The organism is Vibrio campbellii CAIM 519 = NBRC 15631 = ATCC 25920, from assembly GCF_002163755.1.
GTDB classification, from domain to species: domain Bacteria; phylum Pseudomonadota; class Gammaproteobacteria; order Enterobacterales; family Vibrionaceae; genus Vibrio; species Vibrio campbellii.
Genome location: NZ_CP015863.1, coordinates 2,664,259 through 2,691,124, shown reverse-complemented (window position 1 = coordinate 2,691,124; position 26,866 = coordinate 2,664,259). Strand labels below are relative to the sequence as shown.

General features: G+C 46.0%; 18 protein-coding genes. 4 read left to right on the top strand and 14 right to left on the bottom strand.

Annotated features, from left to right (window positions below; translation table 11 throughout):
• Positions 1-37 precede the first annotated feature (37 nt).
• The 12 genes from A8140_RS12860 to hemL form a co-directional block, all read right to left on the bottom strand.
• The gene (locus A8140_RS12860) at positions 38-1,957 is read right to left on the bottom strand and encodes a beta-N-acetylhexosaminidase (RefSeq protein WP_005531761.1); all 1,920 of its coding nucleotides are present in this window, start codon (positions 1,955-1,957) and stop codon (positions 38-40) included.
• Between the two features lie 8 nt (positions 1,958-1,965).
• A complete protein-coding gene (locus tag A8140_RS12855) occupies positions 1,966-2,856 on the bottom strand; it encodes a glucosamine kinase nucleotide-binding domain-containing protein (RefSeq protein ID WP_005531763.1) in 891 nt (296 codons plus the stop codon).
• 2 nt (positions 2,857-2,858) lie between these two features.
• Positions 2,859-4,598 carry a glycoside hydrolase family 9 protein gene (locus tag A8140_RS12850; protein ID WP_005531765.1) on the bottom strand — a complete coding sequence of 580 codons (1,740 nt, stop codon included), beginning with the start codon at positions 4,596-4,598 and terminating at the stop codon, positions 2,859-2,861.
• A 70-nt stretch (positions 4,599-4,668) separates the two neighbouring features.
• Positions 4,669-5,664 carry an ABC transporter ATP-binding protein gene (locus A8140_RS12845; RefSeq protein ID WP_005531767.1) on the bottom strand — a complete coding sequence of 332 codons (996 nt, stop codon included), beginning with the start codon at positions 5,662-5,664 and terminating at the stop codon, positions 4,669-4,671.
• Between the two features lie 48 nt (positions 5,665-5,712).
• Positions 5,713-6,696 carry an ABC transporter ATP-binding protein gene (locus A8140_RS12840; RefSeq protein ID WP_005439411.1) on the bottom strand — a complete coding sequence of 328 codons (984 nt, stop codon included), beginning with the start codon at positions 6,694-6,696 and terminating at the stop codon, positions 5,713-5,715.
• A gap of 2 nt (positions 6,697-6,698) precedes the next feature.
• A complete protein-coding gene (locus A8140_RS12835; RefSeq protein ID WP_005531769.1) occupies positions 6,699-7,724 on the bottom strand; it encodes an ABC transporter permease in 1,026 nt (341 codons plus the stop codon).
• Between the two features lie 2 nt (positions 7,725-7,726).
• Positions 7,727-8,713 (bottom strand): ABC transporter permease, encoded by a 987-nt coding sequence (locus A8140_RS12830; protein WP_005531770.1) that lies wholly within the window; start codon positions 8,711-8,713, stop codon positions 7,727-7,729.
• A gap of 170 nt (positions 8,714-8,883) precedes the next feature.
• Positions 8,884-10,566 carry an ABC transporter substrate-binding protein gene (locus tag A8140_RS12825; RefSeq protein ID WP_005531772.1) on the bottom strand — a complete coding sequence of 561 codons (1,683 nt, stop codon included), beginning with the start codon at positions 10,564-10,566 and terminating at the stop codon, positions 8,884-8,886.
• 821 nt (positions 10,567-11,387) lie between these two features.
• Positions 11,388-14,774 carry a response regulator gene (locus A8140_RS12820; RefSeq protein ID WP_005531775.1) on the bottom strand — a complete coding sequence of 1,129 codons (3,387 nt, stop codon included), beginning with the start codon at positions 14,772-14,774 and terminating at the stop codon, positions 11,388-11,390.
• A gap of 227 nt (positions 14,775-15,001) precedes the next feature.
• Entirely contained in the window at positions 15,002-16,027 is a 1,026-nt protein-coding gene (rsmC, locus tag A8140_RS12810; RefSeq protein ID WP_005531776.1) for a 16S rRNA (guanine(1207)-N(2))-methyltransferase RsmC, read from the bottom strand.
• Positions 16,028-16,103: 76 nt separating this feature from the next.
• On the bottom strand, positions 16,104-17,189 hold the full coding sequence (locus A8140_RS12805; protein ID WP_005425277.1) for an AI-2E family transporter: 1,086 nt from the start codon (positions 17,187-17,189) through the stop codon (positions 16,104-16,106).
• Between the two features lie 359 nt (positions 17,190-17,548).
• Positions 17,549-18,844, bottom strand: coding sequence for a glutamate-1-semialdehyde 2,1-aminomutase (hemL, locus tag A8140_RS12795; protein ID WP_005425271.1), 1,296 nt, complete (start codon positions 18,842-18,844; stop codon positions 17,549-17,551).
• 246 nt (positions 18,845-19,090) lie between these two features.
• Between hemL and erpA the strand changes: the two genes are divergently transcribed.
• The 3 genes from erpA (at position 19,091) to A8140_RS12780 (ending at position 23,805) form a co-directional block, all read left to right on the top strand.
• Positions 19,091-19,432: an iron-sulfur cluster insertion protein ErpA gene (gene erpA / locus A8140_RS12790; protein ID WP_005425270.1), complete on the top strand. Its 342-nt coding sequence runs from the start codon at positions 19,091-19,093 to the stop codon at positions 19,430-19,432.
• 113 nt (positions 19,433-19,545) lie between these two features.
• On the top strand, positions 19,546-20,661 hold the full coding sequence (locus tag A8140_RS12785; protein WP_005530361.1) for an efflux RND transporter periplasmic adaptor subunit: 1,116 nt from the start codon (positions 19,546-19,548) through the stop codon (positions 20,659-20,661).
• A 9-nt stretch (positions 20,662-20,670) separates the two neighbouring features.
• Positions 20,671-23,805 carry an efflux RND transporter permease subunit gene (locus tag A8140_RS12780; RefSeq protein WP_005530358.1) on the top strand — a complete coding sequence of 1,045 codons (3,135 nt, stop codon included), beginning with the start codon at positions 20,671-20,673 and terminating at the stop codon, positions 23,803-23,805.
• A 38-nt stretch (positions 23,806-23,843) separates the two neighbouring features.
• Here A8140_RS12780 and A8140_RS12775 read toward each other — a convergent pair whose 3' ends face one another.
• Positions 23,844-25,133 carry a peptidoglycan DD-metalloendopeptidase family protein gene (locus tag A8140_RS12775; RefSeq protein WP_005530355.1) on the bottom strand — a complete coding sequence of 430 codons (1,290 nt, stop codon included), beginning with the start codon at positions 25,131-25,133 and terminating at the stop codon, positions 23,844-23,846.
• A gap of 130 nt (positions 25,134-25,263) precedes the next feature.
• Between A8140_RS12775 and tyrS the strand changes: the two genes are divergently transcribed.
• The gene (gene tyrS, locus A8140_RS12770; RefSeq protein ID WP_005530353.1) at positions 25,264-26,451 is read left to right on the top strand and encodes a tyrosine--tRNA ligase; all 1,188 of its coding nucleotides are present in this window, start codon (positions 25,264-25,266) and stop codon (positions 26,449-26,451) included.
• 141 nt (positions 26,452-26,592) lie between these two features.
• On the opposite strand, the gene A8140_RS12765 is transcribed toward tyrS, so the two are convergent.
• On the bottom strand, positions 26,593-26,859 hold the full coding sequence (locus A8140_RS12765; protein WP_033000025.1) for a hypothetical protein: 267 nt from the start codon (positions 26,857-26,859) through the stop codon (positions 26,593-26,595).
• Positions 26,860-26,866: the final 7 nt, after the last annotated feature.

The following is a 26,866-nucleotide window of genomic DNA, read 5'->3' as shown; positions in this document are numbered from 1 at the left end:
ACTCTTTAAGCGTGATGCGTTGGCATCTGGCTTGGTATTACTTCCAAGGTTTGCGGTAATTCACTCCCTGCAAGTCGAGCAGAGGAAGGTGACCTTTCAAACGTGATAAATAGTCGGTCCAATCGCGGTGTTGTTTTTCAGTCCAACATGCTTCTGCCATGGCAGTCAGGCGAGGGAAAATCATGTAGTCCAGGCGCGATGGGTTGTTGATGATTTCGCACCATAGAGCGGTTTGAATGCCCCAAATGCGTTTTCTGATTGGGTCGTCAGCAGGGACTTCTGCTAACGGCTCGTAGTTGTAAGCTTTTTCTAGTGGCAGTGGATTTGCCCAGTCCACGCCCGGTTCTTCAGGTGCGTAGTCTTGGGCCATATCTAAGTAAGTGGTTTGTGCGGGTTGCAGCACTACATCGAAGCCTTGGCGAGCACAGTTCAATGCCGCTTCTTCGCTTAGCCATGAGTAGATCACCGTATCTTTGCTGACTTTGTTGCCGTGTTGAGCTTCTTCCCAACCCAGCATACGTTTACCCAGTTTGCGCAGTTTGTCTTCAGCATGACGTAGGAAGTGGCCTTGCAGTTCTTTGTAATCGGTGTAACCCAACTTCTCCATAAACGCTTGGCAAGCAGGACTTTTCGACCAGACTCCATTAGGCACTTCGTCTGCACCAATGTGAACATATGGGGCAGGAAAGAGCGCTGCGATTTCTTCAAGTACTTTGTCTATAAACTCGTAGCTACCCGGCAGAGCAGGGTTGATGACGTTGTCGTTGTAGTGCTGAATACTGCGATACTCAGTGGTGTCTTCTGCTTCAACCAATAGGTGTGGCAGAGCCTTAATCGCGGCACGACAATGGCCAGGTACATCAATTTCAGGAATGATGGTGATGCCACGTTGTGCTGCAAATTCGATAACGTCTTTGATTTCTTCTTGCGTGTAGAAACCGCCGTAGCGTTGAGACAAATGGGTGTATTGCGGCTCGATTGTTTCATCAATTCCGCGCCACGCCCCAATATCGGTAAGCTGAGGAAGAGACTTGATCTCGACACGCCAGCCTTCATCGTCAGTGAGGTGCCAATGGAACGTGTTGAACTTGTAGTGTGCCAATAAGTTGATCAGGCGTTTTACTTGCTCTACGGAATGGAAATGGCGAGCGCAATCCAGCATCATGCCGCGGTATCGAAAACGAGGGCTGTCTTTGATAGAGCAGCACACCACTTCCATGGTGTTGGTATTCTCGTCTCGTTTTAGTAGTTGCAATACGGTCGCGCAAGCATGAGTAAAACCTGACGAAGAGCCAGCTTCGATCTTGATCGACTCTTCAGAGACTTTTAGCTTGTAGGTGCCTTCATCCAAGGTTGGATTACTTTTGAACAGGATTTTTCCACTGTTTGAAGAAGGTAATTCAAATTGATAGATTCGCTTCAACTCATCCTGTAACCACGACTTGGCAGAAGTGGCTAAGTCGGTATAAATCGCGACACCAGCTTGCTCATCAAAGGTAAAAGAGTGATCGCTGACTTCAATATGATTTGGCTTAGGCAGTAAAGGTTGAGCATGTGTCAAGCTTGCAGGAATCTCACTGCGTTCACGATACGGTGAAGCGAGAACGATAGGAGTGACGTCCACTTGTGCACGTTGAGGAGTACCATCAACCACAAAGTCGATCATCGCTTCGTTAAAGCCATCCGAGTAATAACGGAATGGGTTGGAGCCAATACTAAATTCACAGTAATAATGGTGGTTGGCTGCCAGTACCATGCCCTCAGGCTCGAGCGTACAAAAGCTACCAACTTGAGTCAGGTGGCCATTTGAAACGCTATCAGGAAGGATGTAGCGATCAAAAGCAAAAGTTAAGCTCCAGCTGTTTAGGTCTTGGTCACTCAAGTTATGAAAGGTGAGTCCGAAGCGGCAGTTTTGTTTTTGCTCAGAAAGGACCACTAAATCAACACGGTATTCCATCTTCACTCCTACTCGACACTCACTGAGTAAAGGTTATGCTCTGGTTTGCCAGCAAACATAATGGCTCCTTCAATCGCATCAAACTGAGGCTCTACCACCCATTGTTGGACTGGTGGAGATAACCAATGCAAGATTCGCTCGGCAATGCTGCCCATCAAACAAATACGAGTTGCACCGCGCTTATTCAAAGCCACTAAAAACATCTCAATATCCGCTGCGGTTTGTTTAAGCATTTCTATTGCCAACACGTCACCTTGTTCTGCATGTTGGAAAATAGCAGGAGAAAATTGACCGTAATCGCGAGGCAAAGCCTGTTTAGACCACGCCACCACGTTGTCGACGTCATTTTCAAAATGATTCATAACATGGGCGGCTAGAGGTGTTTTTTCACGGATGCCATCTTCTGCTAGTAATACTTGTTGGATCAGACGCAGCCCCATGACTGCACCGCCACCTTGATCTGAGATCGGGAATTCACGCCCACCGACGACATGTTGCTCAAGGCCTTTAAGGAAAATGCCGCAAGAACCAGTTCCTGCAATCATGATTGCGCCATCTTCACCATTGTGTGCGCCGATACAAGCACCGTATGCGTCAGTGTTGAGTGTCATACTGGCAAAAGGATGTTCTAAAGCCATGAATGCTTGCCAAGAAGTTTTATGTTCAGCCCCCGCAAGCGCTAAACCTACGTGCATTGAGGCAAAGTCTTGTTGAGTGAGACCGCCTTGCTGCGCTGCTGAAGCAATAGATTCTAGAATCGATGCCATTGCGACTTCTGCTCCCAACATAATGTTGGCACTGCCACTTTTTGCTTCACCGATGAAGTTGCCTTGCGCGTCTTTGATACGAGCGCGACATGAGGTGCCGCCGCCATCAATACCTACAAAATACATCCCCATGTTTATTGCTCCTTCAATGCTTGATTAGTTGCTAAAGTTGAGATGTGCTGAGCCTGACTCATTACGGCGAGTAGGTACCAAGCACCATGTGGGATCCATTGTTCTCCCCAGCGCCAGTTTTGAAGCATGTCGTCTTTTTGTGCTGGTGGATTAAATGCGATGTCTTCCTCATCTTCGAAACCGCCAGTGATGCCGTTACACACACCACCTTTTGCGTTGAAGAAACCATATTGAGGAAGGTAATCAGGGTTATTGCGGCCATGACCGTCCAACATACACATGTCGTACGGGTTTAGACCCACAACCCAGTTGATAGAATCTTGTGCAAGTTTAGAAAGCTGTTGTTTTAGAATTTCTGACTCGATAAAAGGTTGTGCTAAATACGCCATGGTTGCCAGTGAACCCAAGCGGGCATTCTCACCTTGCCACCAATAACCGGACTCGTTGTTGTGCGCCACGAAGAACGCGTCACGTTTGGCTTCATCCACACCTTTTACGTATTGGCGAGGGTAGCCAAATGGGTTCTTCACTTTGTTGGTGATAGAAACTTCAAACTTACAAGCGTTATTGATGGTTTGTTTTATTGATGATGCGCGCTCAGAGTCGTCTTCAATCGACAAGTACTCACATAGTGCAATAACAGGAAGCCCCGCTTCGGCTGCATGGAAGTACGGTCGACTGCCATCTTGGTTCGCAGTCCAGAAGTGTTGAATGTGTTCATCACTTGTTTGACGAGCTGAAAGACGTTTTGCCCACAAGCGGCTTTCTTCTAGGTAGCGTGCTTCTTTCGTTGTTTTGAATAGCTCGACAGCGGCAAGCAGTGCGCAGTATTCATCGATGATGTTCTCTTGACCATCGTTTAGATATTGGGTGTTGTGTTCTTTTAGGTGCCAATAACCATTTTCTGCCGCATTGCGATATTTTTGTTGGTCGAACTTACCGTGAAAGTCTAGGCGTGCTGCTGAGGCTAATGCCGCAATGCTAACGCCAGCTCCTTGTCGGTAACCAGCTTGGTAGTCATCAAACTTATGACCAAGTTGAGTTTCGTAGGCGCAGATTTCACGTTGAGCTGTGTCCTTACTCCACTTGTCGAACACCGTCATGTAGAAAAAGCCTTTTTCGTTTTGCATACGGACAAGGAAATCAGCGCCGAATAGTGCTTCTTCAATGAGGCGAGTTGCTGTGAATTTAGCCAGTTTCTCGTTGCCTTGGAGCAGAGACAAACCTTTCAACATATTCCAAACCACCATAGGGATTTGTTGAGGGTTGAGGTAATTGGCATAAGACAAGTGGCTTAGGTATTTGCTGACGTCACCTGATGCGTCATACCAACCGCCGTGAACATCAGCCGTCTCGTTAGAGTTAAGTAGTGGTGCTTGACGATCTTGTTGATCGAAAATACCGCCACAGCGTTGCGATTTAAAATAGTGGATCACATCGGATAGAGTGTGATCGAGAAGAATGTGTTCGCCGATCTCAAAGTGAGATGAGCGTAAATGATCGAAACGAAGATAGTAGTGACCTGGAGTATTAAATGAAGAAAAGTCGATCAGGTAGAAATGACCTTGATGCCAGTTCGCTACTTTACCTTGCTTCTCAACGGTTAGGGTAGCAACCGTCTGATGACTATTGGCGCAAACCAATAAAGCCGTATAAGAAGAAAGGCGTGATCGGCTCGTCTGGATGATCGCTTTTTTAGGGCCCAGACGCTCATAACCAATATGGTTAGTCAGTAGCAGCATTCAATTTCTCCGGGAAACAATAAAATATAAAGGGAAAAAGGGGTCAGGTTGATGCCTGACCCTCGTATGATTAATCTTCGAATAAGTAACAACGAACAAAGTGGTTATCGGACAGTTGCGTCACACCAGGCAGTCGCTCGCGACATTTTTCTGTGGCATGAACACAGCGCCCAGCGAATGGACAGCCCACGGATTCTGGTGTCCACAGTGGGATCTCACCTTTGTTGCCTTTCAGTTTCTCGTGGATTGACTTCGATGGATCTGGCACAGCTGAAACCAGTAGCTGCGTGTACGGGTGTTGAGGATCATGAATGATTTCCTCTGTATCACCCCATTCAACCATGTGGCCCACGTACATAACTGCGAGATCTTCAGCGATGTAGCGCGCTGTTGCGATGTCGTGAGTGATATAAAGTAGAGACATTTGCTTCTCAAACTTCATCTCTTCCATCAGGTTAAGAACACCGGCACGAATTGAAACGTCGAGCATTGACGTTGGTTCGTCAGCCAGTACCACTTCTGCGCCGACCGCAATGTTACGAGCCAAGTTCACACGTTGGCGCTGACCACCAGAAAGCTGGTGTGGGAACTTTTGCGCGGTCTCTTTTGGCGGAATCAGACCAACTTGTTCTAGTAGGTCGTACACTCGCTCTTCCAGTTCCTTCTTGTTGCCCGGTGAAACCTTCTTGTGGATCAACAGTGGGCGAGCAATATGGTGGAAGATATTGTGTGTTGGGTTTAGCGAGCCAAACGGATCTTGCCATACCATTTGCACGCCTTCGCGGTAAGCCATCAAATCGTTACGAGAGGTGATGTCTTGGATATCACGACCTTTGTACTCGATGATGCCATCCGTTGGTGCGTACATTTTCGCAATCATTTTTGCGGTAGTAGATTTACCTGAACCAGATTCACCTACTACTGACAAACCGCGGCTTTTGTACATTTTGAAAGATACGTCGTTGATTGCACGCATCTTAGATTGCTTGATTGAGTTACTGTTTAAAGGGAAGTCCTTAACGACATTTTTACCTTCAATCAGCAGTTCGCCGAATTGTTTGCTCATAATTCTCTCCAGTGTAATTTTCTTCTTAGCTAGCGTTATTTTTTGTTGTTAAACCTTAGCTTGAGCAATGGTGTCGCCGTACAAGTGGCAGTTTGAGAGACGACCTGGTTCAATTTGACGTAGCTGAGTCGGTACTCGTGTACAAGCTTCGTGAACGCGGTCACAGCGAGCTTGGAAGCGGCAGCCTTGTGGAACTTCTAGTAAGTTCAGAGGGTTACCCGGAATACCAGTTAATTTGGTCTTAGGACCAGTTAGTGGAGGGAAAGAGCTACCCAAACCTTTGGTGTAAGGGTGGTAAGGACTTTCCAAAATTTGCTTAGAAGGTGCAACCTCAATTAGCTCACCCGAGTACATGATGCCGATGCGGTCAGAGAACTCGACCATCAATGACAAGTCATGGGTGATGAACAGAATCGAGAAGCCAAATTCTTCTTTAAGCGCGTAAATCTTTTGCAGAATTTCACGTTGAACCACCACATCTAGTGCTGTAGTAGGTTCATCCATGATGATCATTTTCGGGTTCAGAGCCAAAGCGATAGCGATAACCAGACGCTGACGCATACCACCAGAGAACTGGTGCGGGTAATCGCTCAGACGGCTAGGGTGGATATCTACGATTTCCAATAGACCTTCTGCACGTACTTTGGCTTGAGCGCGAGTCATGTTGGTATGACGCATGATTACGTCACAGAACTGCTCTTCCATCGTCAGTACAGGGTTCAAAGCGTTCATCGCACTCTGGAATACCATCGACATTTCGCTCCAGCGGAACGACTGCATACGCTCATCGCTGTATTGAAGGATATCTTCGCCGTTGAAAATAACTTCACCACCTGTGATAAACGCTGGCGGCTTATGAAGGCGCATTAGCGAGAATGCAACGGTTGATTTACCACAGCCAGATTCACCAGCTAGGCCAAATACTTCGCCTGGTGCAATATCGAAGCTGACGTTGTTACAAGCGCGGACATCGCCCGCATCTGTAATGTAGTCCACGCATAGGTTACGGATAGAAATTAGTGGTGCAGTCATGATTATTTATCTCCGCTCCATAGTGCATTTTGTGGTGCCAATTCTGGCTCACGTTCTTTCTTGTCTTGTGCTGCCATTTTCTTCCAGCGCTTCATACCTTTGTGAGAACGAAGCTGAGGGTTGGCAATTTCATCGACTGCGAAGTTCAGTAGAGCAAGGCCAGTAACCAGTAGAGTCAGTGCAATACAAGGAGCTAGTACTTCCCACCAAGCGCCGATAAGCATCGCTGATGAAGTCTGTACGTTGTACAGCATGATGCCCCAGCTGATGGTGTTTGCATCGCCTAGACCTAGGAACGAAATTACCGCTTCTGTGTTGATTGCTAGCATTACCGAGCCGATGAAGCTTGCGCCTACGATTGGGATAAGGTTTGGTAAAATTTCAACGAAGATGATACGCATGGATGATTCACCAAGAACCTCTGCGGCTTTAACGAATTCTTTCTCGCGTAGTGCCATGGTTTGAGCTCGCACAACACGTGCACCCCAAGCCCAGGAGGTCCCGGCGATAATCAACGCAATGGTGAGCGGTCCTGCCTCCCCGATAAACGCAGCGAGTACGAACAGTAGTGGTAACTGTGGGATAACCAGCATGATGTTCATTGCAGCACTCAGTACGTCATCGACACGGCCGCCGAAGTAACCTGCTGAGATACCAATGACTGTTGCTAAGAAACACACGATGATACCAGCGCCGAAACCAACACCCAGCGATACTCGAGCGCCGTAAGCAACTTGAGACCAGATGTCACGACCCATACGAGATGTACCTAGAACGTGGTCTGCCTTTTTCGACATAAGCAGCGAACGACGATCATCTGCTAGGTTTTTTGCAACCCAGCCATCAGGGTTGTTTTGTGCTTGTTTTACAACAAAGCCAGGGTATTCGTGTGGGTTACCAGTACGTTTGTCTGGCGCGTGTTGAGTGATCAAAGGTGCAGCTACTGCCACAAAGATGAATACTGAGATAATTGCCAAACCAACACGTGCGAACGCGTTACCTAAAATCAGTTTAAATAGTTCTTTCATGATTATTTGCCTCCCTTACGTAGGCGAGGGTCTAGAATCATGTACAGCATGTCAGCCATTAGGTTGAAGCACAGCATGAACATCGTCATGATGATTAACTGACCTTGAAGTACTTGGTAGTCACGTGCGTGAATTGCGTTTAGAAGAACCGTACCTAGACCCGGGTAGTTGAAGATCATCTCGATGATTAGCTGACCACCGATTGCCATACCTAGAGACATTGAAAGTGCGGTTACACTTGGTAAAAGTGCGTTACGAGCTGCGTAGTTGAATACTACTCGGTTTTCGCTCAGACCCTTACCTTTTGCCATTGTGATGTAATCTTCAGCAAGAAGGTTGATCATGTTGTTACGCATGTTTACTAGGAAGCCACCAATCTGAACAATCGTCGCACAGAACAATGGAAGAATAGCGTGGTAACCCACGTCTTTTAGGAACTCCCAGCTTGTCCAATCTGGCACAGTACCCGGGGTGTAGGCGTAGCCTGATGGGAACCACTTAAGACCGATGGCAAAGATGAACATCGCTAGCATCGCGATAACCATTTGTGGAATCGCTTGAACGATCAGTGTGCCCGGTGTTACGAATGCATCGTATCGGCTACCACGTTTCCAAGCTGCGAAGATGCCTAGTACAGAAGCAATCGAGAATGATAGTACAACTGCAGTACCTGCTAGGAACAATGACCAACCGAATGCGCCACCTAGTAGAGAGTTAACTGAAAGCGGGTAGAACTGGATAGAAGTACCTAGCTCCCAGCTTAGAATGTTTTTGATGTACGACAGGTACTGAATGTAGATTGGACCATCTACGAAACCCAGCAGTTCTTTCATTGCTGCGATTCGCTCTGGCGTTACCTGTACTGATGCGTTAGCAAACATCATGGTAACTGGGTCACCAGGCATTGCTCGCGGAATAATGAAGTTTAACGTCGCTGCAACCAAGAGCGCGACAAGATAGAACGACAAACGTCTTAAAAAATAACCCATAACTCACACCTTACTCACCCAGATTTTTTCCCTGTTTCTGGTTTCAGGTCGCTCATAGCGAAATTTAGAGCGAAAAATCCCCTGACGACGAGCGCCATATGTTGGTTTAGTAACAAGGGGATTTTTATAGGCGGCACACGGGATGTGTGCCGCTAGAAATGAACTTCTACTTATTTAACTGGTTTTAGGTCCAGTACGTGAAGTAGACGCTCTGGGATACCAGCCCAAATGTTTGGACGGCCCTTAGGATTTTCTTCGTTCCACCAACCAGTGAAGCGAGTTGTGTTGTATTGGTACATGTAAGCACCAGACATCACAGGGATAGTCACTTGGTCTTGAGCGATGATTTGCTGAATACCGTGAGCGATTTCTAGCTGCTCTTGCTTGTCAGCTGTCTTGTAGAAGCTGTTTAGAAGACCATCTAGCTTGTCGTTCTTGTAGAAGTGCATCGCGAAGCGAGGCATACCGTCACCAGATTGTAGTGCTGAGTTGTAAGCACTGTTCCAGTAAGTGTATGGGTCTGCACCGTGGAAGTAGTTGGTGTACGCAACGTCGTAAGTACCTTCAAGCATTGCTTGGTTGTACACAGAGAAGTCTGGTGTACGAGCACGTGCTTTGATGCCTACTTCTGCAAGTTGCTCAACAGCAAGCTGTACAGTGTTGTTGAAGTCAGTCCAACCGTTTGGAGATTGGATTAGTAGCTCGAAAGACTTACCAGATGGTGTGTCAACGAAACCGTCTTTGTTTACATCTTTAAAGCCAGCTTTCGCTAGAAGCTTCTTAGCACCTTCAGCGTTGTACGAGTTGTAACCTTTGTACTTGTCGTGAGTCTTCTCGTCAGACCAAGCTTCGAATGCGTAGCCAAGACCAGATGCGAAGTCGTTCACTGTACCGCCGCCGTAGAATGCGATATCAATGATAGTTTGACGGTCAAGAGCCATAGAGAATGCGCGACGGAAGTCAACGTTAGTTAGTGCTTCGTTTTTCGCTGCATCTGGGTTCTTGAAGTTTACTACGAACGCTTGAGTACCTGCTGGCGGGTACCAGTAGTGGTGTTTAGGGCTCGCTGCTGCGTAAGTGCGGTCGATGTCTGGAACGAATGAAGAAGTCCAGTCCATTTCGCCGTTAACAATCTTACCTAGGAACTGGTCATTGTTCGCGATTTGAGGAACACGCAGACAGTCAACGTCTAGGTTCGCTGCATCCCAGTAGTTCGGGTTTTCACACTGGATGTATAGTTGCGGAGTGAAAGTGTCGATCTCTGTAAATGGACCAGTACCTACTGGGTTTTCGTTCGTGAACGTTGAAGGATCTTTCACTTTGCTCCATACGTGCTTAGGTACGACAGGTACTTTAGCAATTTCGTAAGGAACGTTTGAGTTTGCTTCGCTTAGACGGAACTTAACTTTGTAATCGTTAACTTTCTCTACGCCAGTAACCCAAGAGTTGATGCCAGATTGGTCTAGTTCTGGCTTCTCTTTTACTAGGTTGAAAGAGTAAACAACGTCATCAGCGGTAAACGCTTGACCGTCAGACCATTTCACGCCTTTACGAATATCGAAAGTTACGCTCATTAGGTCGTCAGACATTTGGAAGTTTTCTGCTAGACGGAATACTGGCGTGTTGCCGTGCATTTCGTTGAAAACAACTAGCGGCTCGTAGATAAAGTCAGTAGTTGTGTGCAGGTTAGTTGCACCCAAGAAAGGGTTAAAGTTACGAACAAAAGTTGTAAACTCTTTTGGGTGGATAGTCAGTTCACTGCGCTCAGCGGCTGTAGCTACTGATGCGAAACCTGTAGTAGCCGTTGCAATAATTGCTGTTGCTAGTGCTGTTTTTTTAATATTGGCAAGCATAGCTGTTCCTTACTATTTGCTTTCATTTCACTAATGGAATTGAATGTCATCAATTGATAAACACTCTCCAAGGCCCACCTCTTCGCTCCACGTTAAATTTGTTTCGCTCTAAGAGTGGCCTGTAGGCCTTAGGCAGGAGTAAGAAAACACCTTATCCACAAATTAATCAAACTTGATTCCCGTTAAAAACGTTAAAAACCACAGCAACTCCGTCATAAACGTCATTTTGCTTGTTTTTAAGTCAATCCATGCGAGAAAATAAACTTTGATATGCGTCGCAGTCTATATCCTGATTAATGTTGTGTGTTAGTAGTTACTTACTCATTTGGTTCCTTTCAGTCAGTGTTTTCTGTTGTTGTACGGTATTGGCGATCTGGCTCACACCTGAAAATTTTGTTAATTAACTAGGTGAAATTTAATCTGCCGTTCTGTTGTGATTGACTTCGCAATCTGTATCAAATGTTGCTCAATTTTCCCTTGTAGAGGAAAAATAAGTAAGTTTTGACAGCAAAATTTGGCTACTGATTATGCTTTTTTTATTCAGGGAAGGAAGTGATTTGAAGGCACTTTTGAAGAAAGTTATGAGTTAAAAATGACGATGAAAAGTGTGGTATTGGAATCGCTTTGGTTAAGCGCTTCATACGTGTTTTTGATAGCTTGCTTCCAGCTTCTTATACGCTAAATGCTCAGCCTCATCGTTGCTCTGTACGCTAAATCGCTTGTTTCTTGTTCTGAGTAAGGGGAAGCATGGCATTGAAATTGATAAAGGCAGGGATAAAAAAGCCCCGCTGAGTCGCGGGGCTGATATTTGGTGATTTGCGTTAGCTCGTAAGGAGTCTTTGCATCTTATCGCGCTGTGCCTCTATGTAGGCGCGTTCTGGGCTTTGTTCTTTACAGTGCTCCAGAATGAACTCAATTGAGCTTAGTACTGTCCTCCAGCGCGGTGTCTTAGGCAAAGTCTCAATACGCATGTATTTATCGAGCGTACGTGTTTGCAATGTACTGCGGTCGAGGTAGACGCGCCATAAACCACTTTGTTCAGCAAAGGCAAACTTGGTTTCTCCAGTCACCGATTCCCAATATTCCAATGCATGAGTCATCGTATCGACTAATACTTCGCGCATCAGCTCTTGTTTGTCCTTCTTGTTACCCAATGCTTTATCAGCAAGGCGAGTAAACTCACCGCCAAGTTCTTTCAGCTTCTGCAGCTGGTCTTTATCACCATCAAATGCGTAACTTGAAAGTACTTCAACTGCCGTCTCTAGGTTATGGATACGAGCTGCATTCGCTCCGCCTCCTACATTGAAGATATACATGACATCTAAACCAGAGCCTTCAGGCAGCTTGAGGATGTCTGCTTCAATGTTTTGACGAATATCTTCGATGTAGATATCAATCTTGCCACAGTAGTGCGGCTGCTTAACCGTAAGGAACTTAGGTGCAATTAGCTCATCAGCGGAAGAACGTTTTAGCTGTTCTAGGCTACGTTTAAATAGCTTACATGCTGCTTCGTTTGCAAAGCGAATACGTTGATCTTCACGAAGACAAATAATCGCCTCAGGTGCCGATTCTAGCTGTTCTAGCAGTCTACCTTGTGTCTCGAGCAGGCTGGCTTCGACTTCAGCACGCTGGCGTAGCTCCGATTCCAGTAACTTGTTCTCGATGTGGCGCATTTCAGCCTGACTTGCCGTCAAGTGGGCCTGAATACGTGCCGCGAGCTCTTGCTTATTAAATGGTTTGGTTAGGTAATCGTTCGCTCCCGCTTCAAAGCCCCTAACGCGGTCTTCGGTTTGGCTTAGCGCTGTGAGCATAATGATTGGCAGCTCTGCATGATCGTAAGTTTCACGCAGTTCACTACAAACCTGATAGCCACTCATGCCTGGCATCATAATATCCAGTAGCAGCAACTCAGGCTTCTCTTGTTCAATTAAAGCGAGTGTCTCAGGGCCGTCTGAAATGGTACGAACTCGGTAGCCTTCAAGTCTTAAGAAGCTTTCAAGAACGCGCAGGTTGACGGGCTCATCATCAGCAACGTACAGCAATGGACCATCTGGGTTTTCAGGTAGAGACAAGTCGTCATTGTTGTCAAAGTTCGCTTCTGGAATTTGGAAATGCCCGCGAGCGGCAAGGCTTTCCGTCGCTTTGATTTCTTCTTCACTAGCGAGTGGCAAGGTGAAGCTGAATGTCGTTCCGACCATAGGTTGGCTGCTGACATATAATGAACCGCCCATCAACTCGATAAGTTGACGGCTGATTGATAGACCTAGACCTGCACCTTGGCGGTAGCGACTAGCATCTTGACCTGCTTGGATAAGAGGTTCGAAGATATGCTCTAGGTGTTCAGCTGGAATACCCTGACCAGTATCGACCACTTGTACTCGGACTTGATCGTCTACAACGGTCGCTGAGATAACGATTTTGCCTTCTGAAGTGTACTTAATAGCGTTGCCAATTAAGTTATACAGCACTTGTTCCAAACGCTGAGGATCTGCTGAGACTGCTTTCAGATCCGCTGGCACTTGATTAATGATGCGGATGGTTTTGTTACCCAATAGGTGACCAGAAAGCTCCAGCACCAAGCGTGTTGCACTGGCTAGGCTCACTGCAGACTTTTGGATATCCATGCTGCCGTAGCGCATCTTGTGGTAATCCAATAGATCATCAACGAGGTTTGCTAGGCGCTGACCACTCTTGATGATGATGTCCAATTGGTACTTCTGGCTCGCAGGTATCGCGCCATTTGCACCAGACACCAGTGTCTCTGCAATGCCAACCATACCGTGCAATGGTGTGCGTAACTCGTGAGAGGTTGTCGCTAGGAATTCATCTTTCAGCTTATCTGCCAACTGCAATTCTTCGTTTTGCTTTTGGATCAGTTTGATGTTGCTCTCTAGCTCTTCGTTTTGTTGCTTGATGGTTTGGATCTTTTCACGAATTGAGCGCTGCATACGCTCAAAGCTGATCGCTAGTCGACCGATTTCATCTTTACGTTCGGTATTAAAGGTGGTTTCGTCCAGATCGCCAGCAGATACTTTCTCCGCTGCCCAAGTCAGCTTAAGCAGCGGAGATGTGATGAAATTAGATAAGTAGTGTGAAGCAATCACAACCAAGATGATCGCTATTAGCATCGCAATGACAAACAGTTTCTCGAGCTGATGGACACGTGCAAAGGCCTCTTTCTCAGGAAGCTGTACAACGAGAGCCCAAGTGAGACCGCGAGTCTCAATAGGTGCAAATGCTGCAATCATCTCTTCGCCTAAACGGTTGCTGTATGTGCCCACTTCCGTTTCGCCAGCTAAAGCTTTGTCGACGATCTCTAAACTGTTTTGGATGTCTTCTTGCTTGGTGTTGATGGTACGAGGTTTGTGGTCACTGCCAATTAATAAGGTATCAATTGAAGAGTCACGATTGATCTCTGCAATCAGCTTTGTGATGCCATTGTTCGGCAAGCGGAACATTGCATAGCTGTGCAGATAGCCTTGCTGAATAATAGGCGCACCCAACCAAGCGACTTGCTTACCGTTTTCAATGTCAAAGTCGGATACCACGACAGGCGTGTAATCTTCATTCACTTTTCGGCGCGCGCTTACATCCTCGGAGAGGCGTTTAAATGTTTTTCCCAAAGCGGTGTCTTTGTAACGGCCGCTGAGGAGGTTGGTGCCAAAGTTATCATCTTTATTGATTGAATAAGTAACGTTACCGTCGATATCAACTAATAAAATATCGTTGAAATCAGAGCGTTTTAATAGCTCGAGGTAAGCCCAGTGATAACGTTTATGCAAAAGACGATAACGTTCACTGCCAACGTAGTTGGAAGATTCTGGCAAAATCGACGTTTTGATTTGATCGCCGCTGCCTTTGATATAGCGTTGCTGTGCATTCTCTCTTGCTTCATCGATATCGTGGCCTAATCGGCTAAAGGCATTGACCAAACCGTAGAATCGTCCGCCACTGGCATAAGCCAACTCTGAGCGAACAAAGCCCATAACTTCGGTTTCTTGAGCTGCAAAGTAGTCGATGATCTGTTGTTGTTTGGTATCACGGACTGAGAGTAAATGGGATGTGCTCTGTTCTTCCAAATCTTTACTGTGGGATTGGAGGAAGAAAATAGCAGTTATCGTCAGTGGCGTAATACTAAGAACCAAAAACGCGGTCATTAGCGTGCTTTGCAGTCGCTTAAATTTCTGCTTTTTGTAGAATTTAAACATGGATAAGATTACAACTCATTAAAGGGCAGCGACCAATTTACTGGGGCTTACCGAGGTTCTCGTTAAAACGGACAAGAAGTTAAATGCGATAGAATTAACAAAATTAACGAGTTTTTTTTCTTTGACAAGAAAGTTGATTGCAAAGCGTGGGGAGCGACGCAGTTTTTCGTTGAGTTGGGCGGTTTTTGGCAAAGAGTTGCGCAGGATTTCACCTGCGCAACCAAGGGTTAGGATTTTTTCGCGTAGTAGATAGAGAATTTGTTGGTCTTATTTAGCGTCTCGCAATTATTGAAGGCTTTCTGAATAATTGGCGGATACTGCAAGAAACTGTTCGCCACAATGATCATTTCACCGTTGGCCATCATGTACTTTGGTGCTTGACCTAACAGAGTTTCTGCTGCGTTGTAGTTGGTGTCTAAGCCACTGTGAAATGGTGGGTTACTGACAATAAAACGGTAGTCTTTAGCCGTGTCTGAGTAGATATCTGAGGCAAAAACTCGACCTGATAACCCATTCGCCTCGAGTGTTGCTTGGCTAGAGGTAATGGCATAAGCGTTAATATCACACATCTCAATCGCGATCTCTGGGTTTGCTTTAGCCATAAATGCACCCAGCACACCAGCACCACAACCAAAGTCGAGTACCTTGCCTGAAAGCTTAGGTAAGGTTTCAAGCAGAAGACGACTGCCTAGGTCAAACTCACCATGGCTAAATACACCAGGTAGACTCTTAACGGTAAGAGATTGTTCACCGAGTGTAATTTCGTAAGATTTAAACCAGTCGGCTTGATTGAACGGTTTTGGTTGGTTAAGGCAAGTGCCCCAGTAAAATGAACAGCGACGAGCAGAGTCGTATTTTTTAACCGGGCCGTATTCTTTGAACATCTTCTCAATGCTCTTGATGCCTGAGCGGTTCTCACCAACGACGACGATTTCTGTATTGATGCCTAACTTAGCCATCAACATTGCCAGTAAGTATTCTGCTTCCGCCTTGGCTTTTGGCCAGTATAAAAGCACCATGTCTGCTTGAGTCTCAATATCAAACTCTGAACCAAAGTGACTCTTCACTTTGTCCGATGTGCGAATTTGACGGTAGCAGCTGTAGTTAGAAGTAAATACTTCAACAGAATCACAATGAGCTACTAACTCAAGAGGGAACAGGTCTTCAACTTCTCCAGCAACTAAAACGTGTTTGCCGTTGAAGTATTCAAGTTGGCGCTGAGCTATTTGGCTAGGAGCGATATAAGCAGACATAAATTTGGTTCATCAGAAATAATTAGGGCCAGATTTTCGCATAATCTGGCCCAAGCTTGAAGTGAATAAGCGGTCGTTAGCTATTGTCTTGTTGATTGAGGAAGTCTTTAAACTCCTCTTCGTAGATATTGAATAGCACCATTGTCACGGCAAAGATCAGTGGACCGTAAATAAGACCAATCAAACCAAATAGATGCAGACCACCCAGCAGTGAGAAGAAGATCATGAGCGTGTTCATGCCTGCACTGCCTTGCATCAGCAGTGGGCGCAGCAGGTTATCGATCGAGCCAACTACGAGAACACTCCACACTGTTAGGAATATAGCCCAAGTTGTGTCGCCAGTTAGGAACAAGTAAGCGGCTGCTGGAATCCAAATTAGCGCCGTGCCAACTACAGGGATAAATGACGCAAAGCCCATCATAGTGCCCCAGAACAAGCCAGGGAAACCTGCAAGCCACATACCGATACCACCAGCAAAGCCTTGAGCAATCGCGGTTAAGAATGACCCCATTACAGCGGATTTTGAGACCTGTTCAATCTCGGTCAGGATCTTATCTTCTTGGCTGCGAGAGAGCGGCAGAATATGGCGCATCGCTGAGATGATCTTGTCGTGGTCACGCAATAGGAAGAACAACACGAACAACATCAGGAAGAAGTCCATCAGGAAGTTGGTTGCATCCCCTAGGATTTTGGCACTGATAGCAACAAGGTTTGAACCAAATGATGTGGCGAATTGGCCAATTTTCTCAGCGATGGCTTGTGGTTCGATTTTGTCGAAAGGTAAGTACTCATTAACCAGTGCTAACCCTTTGACAACCCAAGGATGTTGGAAGATATCTTGGATACCACCATTGCTTACCCACTTGTAGGTGTTTTGCGAAAATACCGACCCTTGCTGCACGATAGCAGCAAATACAAACAATAATGGAATCACAATAATAAAGGTGAGAACCACACAAGAGAGCAGTGAAACCAAGTTTTTGTGGTTTGGCAGTTTTCGTTCAAACCACTCATGTATTGGGAACATGAGTAGAGAAATAATAAACGCCATTACGATCGAGTTGATGTAAGGCTCGACCAATAAATAGCAGGCAAAAGCAGCGGCGAGCAGCGCAACAACTAGCACTCGATGACTCGACGTGATTTTTACATTATTCGGCATGTGATTAATCCAACTTAAGGATGATTTATGTTTTACGCCTTATACCACAGCGCAAAATCTTTATTACTTTGCACCTACGATTCTTTCAAGCTTATGACATAGCTGAATTGGGAAGGGGCAATTGACCTTGTTATAATGACCACAAATCAGACTGTTATCAATCAAGAGATAGAAAGATGGGTTGTTGTAGCGGCGATAAGAAGTGCAAAAGTGAAAAGAAAGCCAAACGTATACCATGGTTTGGTATTGTTCTTGGCGTGTTAGCTATCCTCGTGATTGTGAATTGGCAAGCCTAATCCAGATAATAAAAAAGGACCTTGAAGGTCCTTTTTTGAGATTGTTGTTCTGGTAAAGAACGCTTATTTTGCTTCTTCAGCCAGAATTGCGAAACAGCGATCAGCAGCTTCTAGTGTTGCATCGATTTCTTTTGAACCGTGAGCAAGAGAAGTAAAGCTTGCTTCGAATGCTGATGGTGCAAGGTATACACCGTGTTTTAGCATTAGGTGGAAGAAACGCTTGAAGCGCTCAACATCGCACTTTGTTACGTCTTCGTAGCACGTTACGGTTTCTTGGTCAGTGAAGAAGAAACCAAACATGCCGCCCACTTGGTTTACTACCATTGGGATACCGTGCTTTTCTGCCAGTACTTTGAAGCCTTCAGCAAGTTGTTTGGTTTTTGCTGCAAGACGTTTCTCGTTGCCTTCTTCTTTTAGCAGGTTCAAACATGCAAAGCCCGCAGCCATTGCTACTGGGTTACCTGAAAGTGTGCCAGCTTGGTAAACTGGACCTGTTGGTGCAACGTATTGCATTACTTCTTTACGACCACCGAAAGCACCTACTGGCATACCGCCACCGATTACTTTACCTAGCGTCGTTAGATCAGGCTTGATGTTGTAGTGTGCTTGTGCGCCGCCTAGTGCTACGCGGAAGCCTGTCATTACTTCATCAAAAATCAGTAGTGCACCTTCTTGGTCACAGATTTCACGTAGACCTTCGTGGAAACCTTCTACTGGTGGGATACAGTTCATGTTGCCCGCTACTGGTTCAACGATGATACATGCGATCTCGCCTTTGTTTGCTGCGAACAACTCACGTACTGAATCTAGATCGTTGAATGTTGCGGTTAGTGTGTGCTTAGCAAAGTCAGCAGGAACGCCAGGAGAACTTGGTTGGCCAAGAGTTAGCGCACCAGAGCCAGCTTTTACTAGCAAGCTGTCTGCGTGACCGTGGTAACAGCCTTCAAACTTCATGATTTTGTCACGGCCAGTAAAGCCACGAGCAAGACGGATTGCACTCATGGTCGCTTCTGTACCAGAGCTCACCATGCGGATTTGTTCCATTGATGGCACTAGCTCAGACACTAGCTCTGCCATGGCAATTTCCATTTCAGTTGGCGCACCAAAACTCAGGCCACGTTGTGCAGCATCGATAACAGCTTCACGGATAACCGCGTGGTTATGACCTAGAATCATTGGACCCCAAGAGCCAACGTAATCAATGTACGCTTTACCATCGGCATCAAAAATCAGTGCACCGTCTGCTCGTTCGATAAATAGCGGAGAACCGCCAACGCCGTTGAATGCACGAACTGGTGAGTTCACACCGCCAGGAATGGTTTGCTGAGCCTTTTGATATAGCTCTGATGATTTGGTCATGGGGTTATCCTCTTTTGATTGCTCGGACCAAGTGGAGCGCATTGTACCTAGCTAATCTCAAGTTAGAAACGTTTTGGGTAATTTATGTTGGTACGGACGATGTAAACTTACATATCAGTATCTGTTCTAAAGAATCAGCGGTGAATACTTGAACGAGTTTGTCAGGTATTGGATAATCGCCCTAATTAGCAAAAATTTGACGTCTCGCTTCAGGCTTGACGCATTACACGAGTGAGAGAGGTCTTCGTGAGCGAAGTAAACGTACCATTGTCTTTTTCTGATGCAGCAGCATCACGCGTTAAGGCGCTGATTGCAGAAGAAGAAAACCCAGCATTGAAATTGCGCGTATATATTACTGGTGGTGGCTGTAGTGGTTTCCAATACGGCTTTACATTTGATGAGAGCGTAAATGAAGGCGACACAACCATCGTAAACAGTGGCGTAACACTGGTTGTAGACCCAATGAGCCTGCAATACCTAATTGGTGGCGTGGTTGATTACACGGAAGGTTTAGAAGGAGCACGCTTCTTCGTTAATAACCCAAATGCGACGACAACTTGTGGTTGTGGTGCATCATTCAGTGTTTAATTAACACGACAACAGGCAGCCAATTGGCTGCCTGAGTTTTACGTAGCAGGGAGTCACGTAAACGCACTCCAGTTCCACAGAGGGCTGTGAGCTAAAAATAAAAAGGACTTTGTATGTCTGAAGCTTCTCTCGGACGACGCCTTGTCGAACGTCCATGGCTAGTTTCTTTAACACTGATTCTCGTACTTGCTGCATGGCTTACAATAGGCCAACTTAAGGCGCAAGACGAAGCGAGGTTATCATCTTCCCCTCAATCCGATGACACGCCTGTTGCTAAGGTGATGTTCAACTCTTTTACCGCCCAGCCAACCAGTAAAACCATAGAGTTATATGGACGAACTGCGCCGAATAGACAAGCTCGTTTAGGGGCAGAAGTTGCGGGTAAGATCATTCGCTTGAACGTTCAGAAAGGGCAACGTGTTAAAGAAGGGCAGGTGATTGCCAACATCGACGAGCGCGATCTCGATATTCAACTTAAGCGCGCTAAAGCGATGTTGCATGTCAAAGAGAAAGAATTTAAAGCGGCAGAATCTCTGAAAAACCGAGGTTTGCAAGGTGAAGTTGCCTTTGCCACGGCACAAGCTGCACTTGTTGATGCTCGCGCAAACCTGAGTAATGTTGAAACCGCACTTAAAAACACCAAAGTCAGAGCGCCTTTTGACGGCATTCTTGACCATCGATTCGTTGAAGTGGGGGATTTTGTTGGTGTTGGCGATCCTATTGCGACCGTCATTGACTTAGAGAAGTTAGTCATTGAAGCGGATGTGAGTGAGCGTCATATCCAATATTTAAAACAAGGCCAGCAAGCTGATGTCAGAACCATTGATAACACCCACCATCAAGGTGTTATCCGTTATATCGGGCGCGTATCTTCTACTTCGACCAACACTTTCCCGATTGAGATTGAAATCAGTAACGATGAAAGTGCAATGCCTGCGGGTGTTAGCGCTGAGGTGGTATTGTCGCTAAGTGAAGTGATGGCAGTGAAAGTAACCGCTGCAATGCTCGCGCTCGATGAAGAAGGCAACCTTGGCATCAAAGCACTGCGTGATCAGCATGTCCACTTTGTTCCTATTCAACTTGTGAAAGCCGAAAAAGATGGCGTTTGGCTCTCAGGACTGGGCGACCAAGTGGACATCATCGTACTCGGGCAGGGCTTTGCTCGTGATGGTGATTTAGTAATGGCGACCAAAGTGGATGACGCCATTGAAGCTGCGAACCAGCAATAAGGAGGCAATATGTTTGCTTTGATTGATGCTGCGTTATCGCGTGCACGTACGATGCTCACCTTGTTGGTGATGATTTTGATTGCTGGTGTGATCACCTACATTACGATTCCTAAAGAATCGAGTCCAGACATCACCATCCCTATTATCTATGTTTCGGTAGGTCACCAAGGCATTTCGCCAACTGATGCGGAGCGCTTATTAGTTCGCCCAATAGAGCAAGAGCTGCGTTCGATTGAAGGCGTAAAAGAAATGACCGCGGTTGCTTCAGAAGGCCATGCCTCGGCTACGCTTGAATTTAGTGTCGGTGTTGATCTGGCTGAAGCGATGGCAGATGTGCGTGACGCCGTCGATCTTGCCAAACCTAAATTGCCTGAAGACAGTGATGAGCCAACAGTAAATGAAGTGACGTTCGCATCAGAAGAGCCTGTCCTCACTTTGGTTCTGTATGGCACCGTCCCTGAGCGCACAACAGTACAAATTGCTCGAGCACTGCGTGACAAGCTAGAAAGCTACCGTCAGGTGCTTGAAGTTGATATTGCCGGTGATCGTGAAGACATTGTTGAGATCGTCGTCGATCCGCTGTTGATGGAAAGCTATGGTCTGGATCAAGCAGACATCTACAACTTGATTGCTCTCAATAACCGAGTTGTGGCAGCGGGTTTCGTGGATACTGGCTATGGCCGTTTTTCAGTCAAAGTTCCTTCCGTATTTGATTCTCTCAAAGACGTATTAGAGTTACCCATTAAGGTAAACGGCAAAGAAGTGATTACTTTTGCCGATGTGGCGACTGTGCGCCGAGCCTTCAGTGACCCTGAAAGCTTTGCTCGCTTGGATGGTGCCCCTGCTGTTGTATTGAATGTGAAAAAGCGTGCTGGCGAGAATATCATTGAAACGGTGGAACTCGTTAAAGAGGTTCTGACTGAAGCGCAAAAGCGAGCGGATTGGCCAAACAACTTGCAGGTCAAATATACGTGGGATCAGTCCGATGACGTCAAATTGATGCTCAACGACCTACAAAACAACATCCTTTCCGCGATTATCTTAGTGGTTATCGTCATTATCGCGATACTTGGTGTGCGGACCGCTCTTTTGGTGGGGATCTCTATTCCTGGCTCATTCCTTACCGGCTTATTAGTGCTTTCGGTGTTTGGCTTAACGGTCAACATTGTGGTGCTATTCGCGCTGATCATGGCCGTAGGTATGCTGGTGGATGGCGCTATCGTGGTGACCGAATTTGCTGATAGGCGGATGCAAGAGGGCACGCCACGTAAAGAAGCATATCGGGACGCGGCAAAACGAATGGCGTGGCCTATCACCGCTTCGACGGCAACGACCCTTGCTGCGTTTGCTCCGCTATTGTTCTGGCCGGATATTACCGGCGAGTTCATGAAGTATCTGCCGCTAACATTGATTGCAACGCTCACCGCTTCGTTGATGATGGCGCTGCTGTTTGTTCCGGTTATTGGTGGGATTATTGGTAAGCCACAAGTGGTTAATCCTAAAAGCCAGCAAGAGATAATTGATCTTCATAATGGCGAGTTTGATAAGGCTACTGGTATTACCAAGCTCTACTATCAAGCGCTCTCGGTCGCTATCAAGCATCCACTTAAAGTTCTGTTCAGTGCCATACTACTCGCTGGTGGTGTCGGTTTTACTTATAACAAAGCAGGACTAGGGGCAGAGTTCTTCCCAGAAGTGGACCCCGCTTTCTTTACCGTCAAGGTGCGTTCTTACGGCGATTTATCGATCAACGAAAAAGATGTCGTGATGAAAGAGATTGAAAAAGTCATGTTAGGGCATGATGAATTTGAGAGTGTCTATACGCGCACCGGAACGGATTCAAATGATGGTGATGAGATTGGTCAGATTCAAATAACGCCCGTCGATTGGCAATATCGTCGCAAAGTGAAAGACATCATTGAAGAACTCAAACAAACCACTAACCAATTCTCGGGTGTTGAGCTGGAGTACAAGTTTCCCGATGCAGGTCCGCCGGTTGAACACGATCTTGTGATTGAAATGTCGGCGCAAAACTCAAGCATTGACCAGTTAGACAATGCAGCCAAAATGGTTCGTTACTGGGCTGACCGTAATCCTGCTTTAACTAACTTAAGTGATACAACCAATAAAGAGGGGATTGATTGGCAGATTGATATCCGCAGAGACGATGCCTCTCGCTTTGCAGCTGATGCAACTCTGGTTGGTAATACTGTCCAGTTCGTGACTAACGGTTTGAAGATAGGTGATTATCTACCCGATGATGCTGATGAAGAAGTCGATATCTTAGTGCGCTACCCACAAGATAAGCGGGATATCGGACGTTTTGACCAGTTACGTGTAAAAACGGCGGCAGGTTTAGTGCCGATCACAAACTTTGCGCAGATTAAACCAGATCATAAGCAAGATACAATTCGACGTGTTGATGGCAGACGCGTGGTGAACATCAAAGCAGATATGGTTGAGGGTTATAACCTTGCCCTTGAATTGCCCAAGATAGCCGCAGAAGTAGAGCAGTTGGGCTTGCCTGCTAGTATTGAGTTTAAAATTCGCGGGCAAAACGAGGAACAAGAAAACTCTTCTGCTTTTTTACAAAGTGCTTTCATGGTTGCACTTGGCGTGATGGCTTTGATCCTGATTACTCAATTCAACAGCTTCTACCAAGCATTTTTGATTTTAAGCGCAGTGCTGTTTTCTACCGTTGGCGTGTTTGCTGGCTTGCTTATTTTTCAGAAGCCTTTTGGTATTATTATGTCGGGTATTGGGGTGATCGCATTAGCTGGTATTGTGGTGAACAACAATATCGTATTAATTGATACCTATAACCAAATGCGCAAGCGTGGGTTAGAAAAATCAGACGCAATTCTACGTACGGGCGTACAACGCCTGCGTCCAGTGTTACTGACCACAGTCACTACTATCCTGGGTTTGCTGCCAATGGTGCTAGAGATGAACATCGACTTAGTTAACCAGAAGATTGAATTTGGTGCGCCAAGCACGCAGTGGTGGTCTCAATTAGCAACCGCAGTTGCTGGAGGTTTGGCTTTTGCCACTGTGTTGACGCTGGTGCTTACACCGTGTCTTTTGATGCTTGGCCGTGAACACAATATTGATGAACCAGATCCCGAAACAAAAGAGGCAGCTTAGGCTGCCTCTTTGTCATTGTTCAATTTAAATCGTTTTAGCTACTTCATCGCCAGTAATTTACTGTAGCGATCCAGCTTAGCCATGCTGATCTTTGCGTTTGCCAAGAAAGTTTGTTTTGCTTTACCAGTCAGAGATTTCGACTGCGGTAAGTTTACCGTTCTTGGGTTTTTATGAACGCCGTTAACCAAGAATTCGTAGTGCAAGTGTGGGCCAGTTACACGGCCAGTACCACCCAACGTACCGATGGTTTGACCTTGCTTAACGCGTTGTCCCGTTTTTACTGTTCGCTTAGTTAAGTGTAAGTATTTAGTAATATAGGTATTGCTGTGTTTAATAAACACGTAGTTACCATTGAATTTGTTGTACGCTGATTTTTGCACAACACCATTGCCCGCAGCCCAAATTGGTGTGCCTACAGGCGCGGCATAATCGGTACCTCTGTGAGGGCGAACTCTCCCGGTAACTGGGTGTAAGCGACGAGGATTAAAGTTAGAGGTAACACGACGGAAATCCAAAGGTGCTCGTAAGAAGGCTTTCTTCATCGCTCGGCCATTTTCATCGTAGTACTTACCGCTCTTCTCATCTAAGATTGCGGTAAAGGTGTCTCCTTGGTTGTAAAAGATTGCAGCAATGATTTTTCCGCGTCCAATCACTTCGCCTTCAACCACTTCCTCTTGGTAAAGCACGCGGAAGGTATCGTTTTTACGAATGTCCAAAGCAAAGTCGATATCCCAACCAAAAATTCCCGCCAGTTCCATAATTTGGTTTGCATTCAAACCGGATGAAATCCCTGCATTCCAGAAGTTGGATTTGATTGTTGCTTCAGCGTAGTTGTATTGGTAATCGACTTCTTTTTTGTCTACCTCAGAAACGTATTTGCCACCTTGCAGTTTAATGCGGAACGTTTCAAAGGCATTGAGTGTGCGTTTTAGTTGAATAAAGTCGTTATTTTCATCAAAGCCAAATTGCAGTCTGTCGCCGGGGCGTAGTCGAGTGAGTTGCTGTTTGATTTCTTTATCTGAAGTAATCAGTTCATGCAGAAGGCGAGGAGATAAACCGACGCGGTTGAAAAGTACAGCGGCACTTTCACCATTTTTGACTTTGTATGTTTCCCAGCGCAAAACAGAAGGAAGAGTAGAAGAAGCGCTTCGCTCGGGAGATTCCACAGAAATCGGTACCGAGTAATGCTCACCGACTTTGAGTCGGCTTTGCTGCGGATCGAGGTCTTGCGGATCGGGTAAGAAAAACAGCGCGACGATGATCAGCGCACTAAAAAAACCGATCAGTACTTTGTGCAAGAGCGGTAGTCGGACAAAAATCGAATGCATGAGGTACTTGATTACTAAATTAAACGTAAAAATTGACAACTACCTAGTCTAACGTGTTTCAAAATGCATCGCTATTCAAGTAAGATGTTCAGCTATTATATTTTTGCCAAATCTGTGGGAGTGAACAAGAATGGCGAGCATTGAAGCTGCATTAGCCGAGATTAAGCGCGGTGTTGAAGAGCTGATTCCAGAAGAAGAGCTGATCGCAAAACTAAAAGAAGGTCGTCCTCTACGTATTAAATTGGGCGCCGATCCAACAGCACCTGACATTCACCTAGGCCATACGGTTATTTTCAATAAGCTTCGCTTGTTCCAAGAACTAGGTCATGAAGTGACGTTCCTAATCGGTGACTTCACTGCAATGGTTGGTGACCCAACAGGTAAGAACTCAACTCGTCCACCGCTAAGCCGTGAAGATGTTCTGCGTAACGCTGAAACGTACAAAGAGCAGGTGTTCAAAATCCTAGATCCAGCTAAGACAAAAATTCAGTTCAACTCTGAGTGGCTATCTGAGCTTGGCGCAGAAGGTATGATTCGCCTTGCAGCGAACCAAACCGTTGCTCGTATGCTAGAACGTGATGACTTTAAAAAGCGTTACGCTGGTGGCCAGCCAATCGCTATTCATGAGTTCATGTACCCACTACTTCAAGGTTGGGACTCAGTAGCAATGGAAACGGACGTTGAGCTTGGTGGTACTGACCAGAAGTTCAACCTACTGATGGGTCGTGAACTGCAAAAATCTCACGGTCAAAAGCCTCAAGCTGTACTGATGATGCCGCTTCTAGTAGGTCTAGATGGTGAGAAGAAGATGTCTAAGTCTTCTGGTAACTACATTGGTATCAGCGAAGCTCCAAGCGAAATGTTTGGTAAGATCATGTCTATTTCTGACGTTCTAATGTGGAGTTACTACGAGCTACTGTCTTTCCGTCCATTGGAAGAAATTGAACAGTTTAAAGCTGACGTAGAAGCAGGTAAGAACCCTCGCGATATCAAAGTTCTGCTAGCGAAAGAAATCATTGCTCGTTTCCACAGTGAAGCGGATGCAGATGCAGCAGAGCAAGAGTTCGTTAACCGTTTCGCGAAAAACCAAATTCCTGACGAAATGCCAGAGTTTGATTTTGAGGCCGGCACGCCAGTAGCAAACCTACTGAAAGAAGCGGGTCTATGTGCTTCAACTTCTGAAGCAATGCGCATGGTTAAGCAAGGTGCTGCTAAGATTGAAGGCGAGAAAGTTGCTGATGCGAAGTTTGCTCCTGAAGTAGGCACTTACGTATTCCAAGTAGGTAAACGTAAATTCGCACGTATTACTATCAGGTAATCCATAACTGCTCAAAATGAAAGCGCCCACTGGGCGCTTTTTTTGTATGAAAATTTGGTGAATCCACAAGAGATTGACTGTAAAAGTGACGCATTTTTGCTACTATACGCGCGCTGCTAGGTGAGCAGCTTTATCGGAGATTTACATGAACAATACCGACCATCCTCCCAGTTGTTGGGTGAGTAAGATTAAGGGAGCGAAATAACCCGCTTCGGTATTGGCGATCTCCGCCTTACCTGAGTGGTGAGGCATCTTTTCTAATTTTTCCTTCTCGTTATTTCCTTTCATAAATTCTGAATAGACAGTGCTTTGGTATTGATGTTTTCGCATATCCAGTGTTTCTAATACACGCATGGACTGTGCTGAAGGCTTTTTGCGTGCGTTGTCGATGGTCGTTACCAATGCCAATCGGGAG

Coding starts and splice junctions, on each gene's coding strand:
- A8140_RS12805 (WP_005425277.1), bottom strand. CDS start 17,189: ATGCCGAATAATGTAAAAATCACGTCGAGTCATCGAGTGCTAGTTGTT.
- A8140_RS12830 (WP_005531770.1), bottom strand. CDS start 8,713: ATGGGTTATTTTTTAAGACGTTTGTCGTTCTATCTTGTCGCGCTCTTG.
- tyrS (WP_005530353.1), top strand. CDS start 25,264: ATGGCGAGCATTGAAGCTGCATTAGCCGAGATTAAGCGCGGTGTTGAA.
- A8140_RS12825 (WP_005531772.1), bottom strand. CDS start 10,566: ATGCTTGCCAATATTAAAAAAACAGCACTAGCAACAGCAATTATTGCA.
- A8140_RS12835 (WP_005531769.1), bottom strand. CDS start 7,724: ATGAAAGAACTATTTAAACTGATTTTAGGTAACGCGTTCGCACGTGTT.
- A8140_RS12855 (WP_005531763.1), bottom strand. CDS start 2,856: ATGGGGATGTATTTTGTAGGTATTGATGGCGGCGGCACCTCATGTCGC.
- rsmC (WP_005531776.1), bottom strand. CDS start 16,027: ATGTCTGCTTATATCGCTCCTAGCCAAATAGCTCAGCGCCAACTTGAA.
- A8140_RS12785 (WP_005530361.1), top strand. CDS start 19,546: ATGTCTGAAGCTTCTCTCGGACGACGCCTTGTCGAACGTCCATGGCTA.
- A8140_RS12840 (WP_005439411.1), bottom strand. CDS start 6,696: ATGACTGCACCACTAATTTCTATCCGTAACCTATGCGTGGACTACATT.
- A8140_RS12780 (WP_005530358.1), top strand. CDS start 20,671: ATGTTTGCTTTGATTGATGCTGCGTTATCGCGTGCACGTACGATGCTC.
- A8140_RS12860 (WP_005531761.1), bottom strand. CDS start 1,957: ATGGAATACCGTGTTGATTTAGTGGTCCTTTCTGAGCAAAAACAAAAC.
- A8140_RS12850 (WP_005531765.1), bottom strand. CDS start 4,598: ATGCTGCTACTGACTAACCATATTGGTTATGAGCGTCTGGGCCCTAAA.
- A8140_RS12820 (WP_005531775.1), bottom strand. CDS start 14,774: ATGTTTAAATTCTACAAAAAGCAGAAATTTAAGCGACTGCAAAGCACG.
- hemL (WP_005425271.1), bottom strand. CDS start 18,844: ATGACCAAATCATCAGAGCTATATCAAAAGGCTCAGCAAACCATTCCT.
- A8140_RS12845 (WP_005531767.1), bottom strand. CDS start 5,664: ATGAGCAAACAATTCGGCGAACTGCTGATTGAAGGTAAAAATGTCGTT.
- A8140_RS12775 (WP_005530355.1), bottom strand. CDS start 25,133: ATGCATTCGATTTTTGTCCGACTACCGCTCTTGCACAAAGTACTGATC.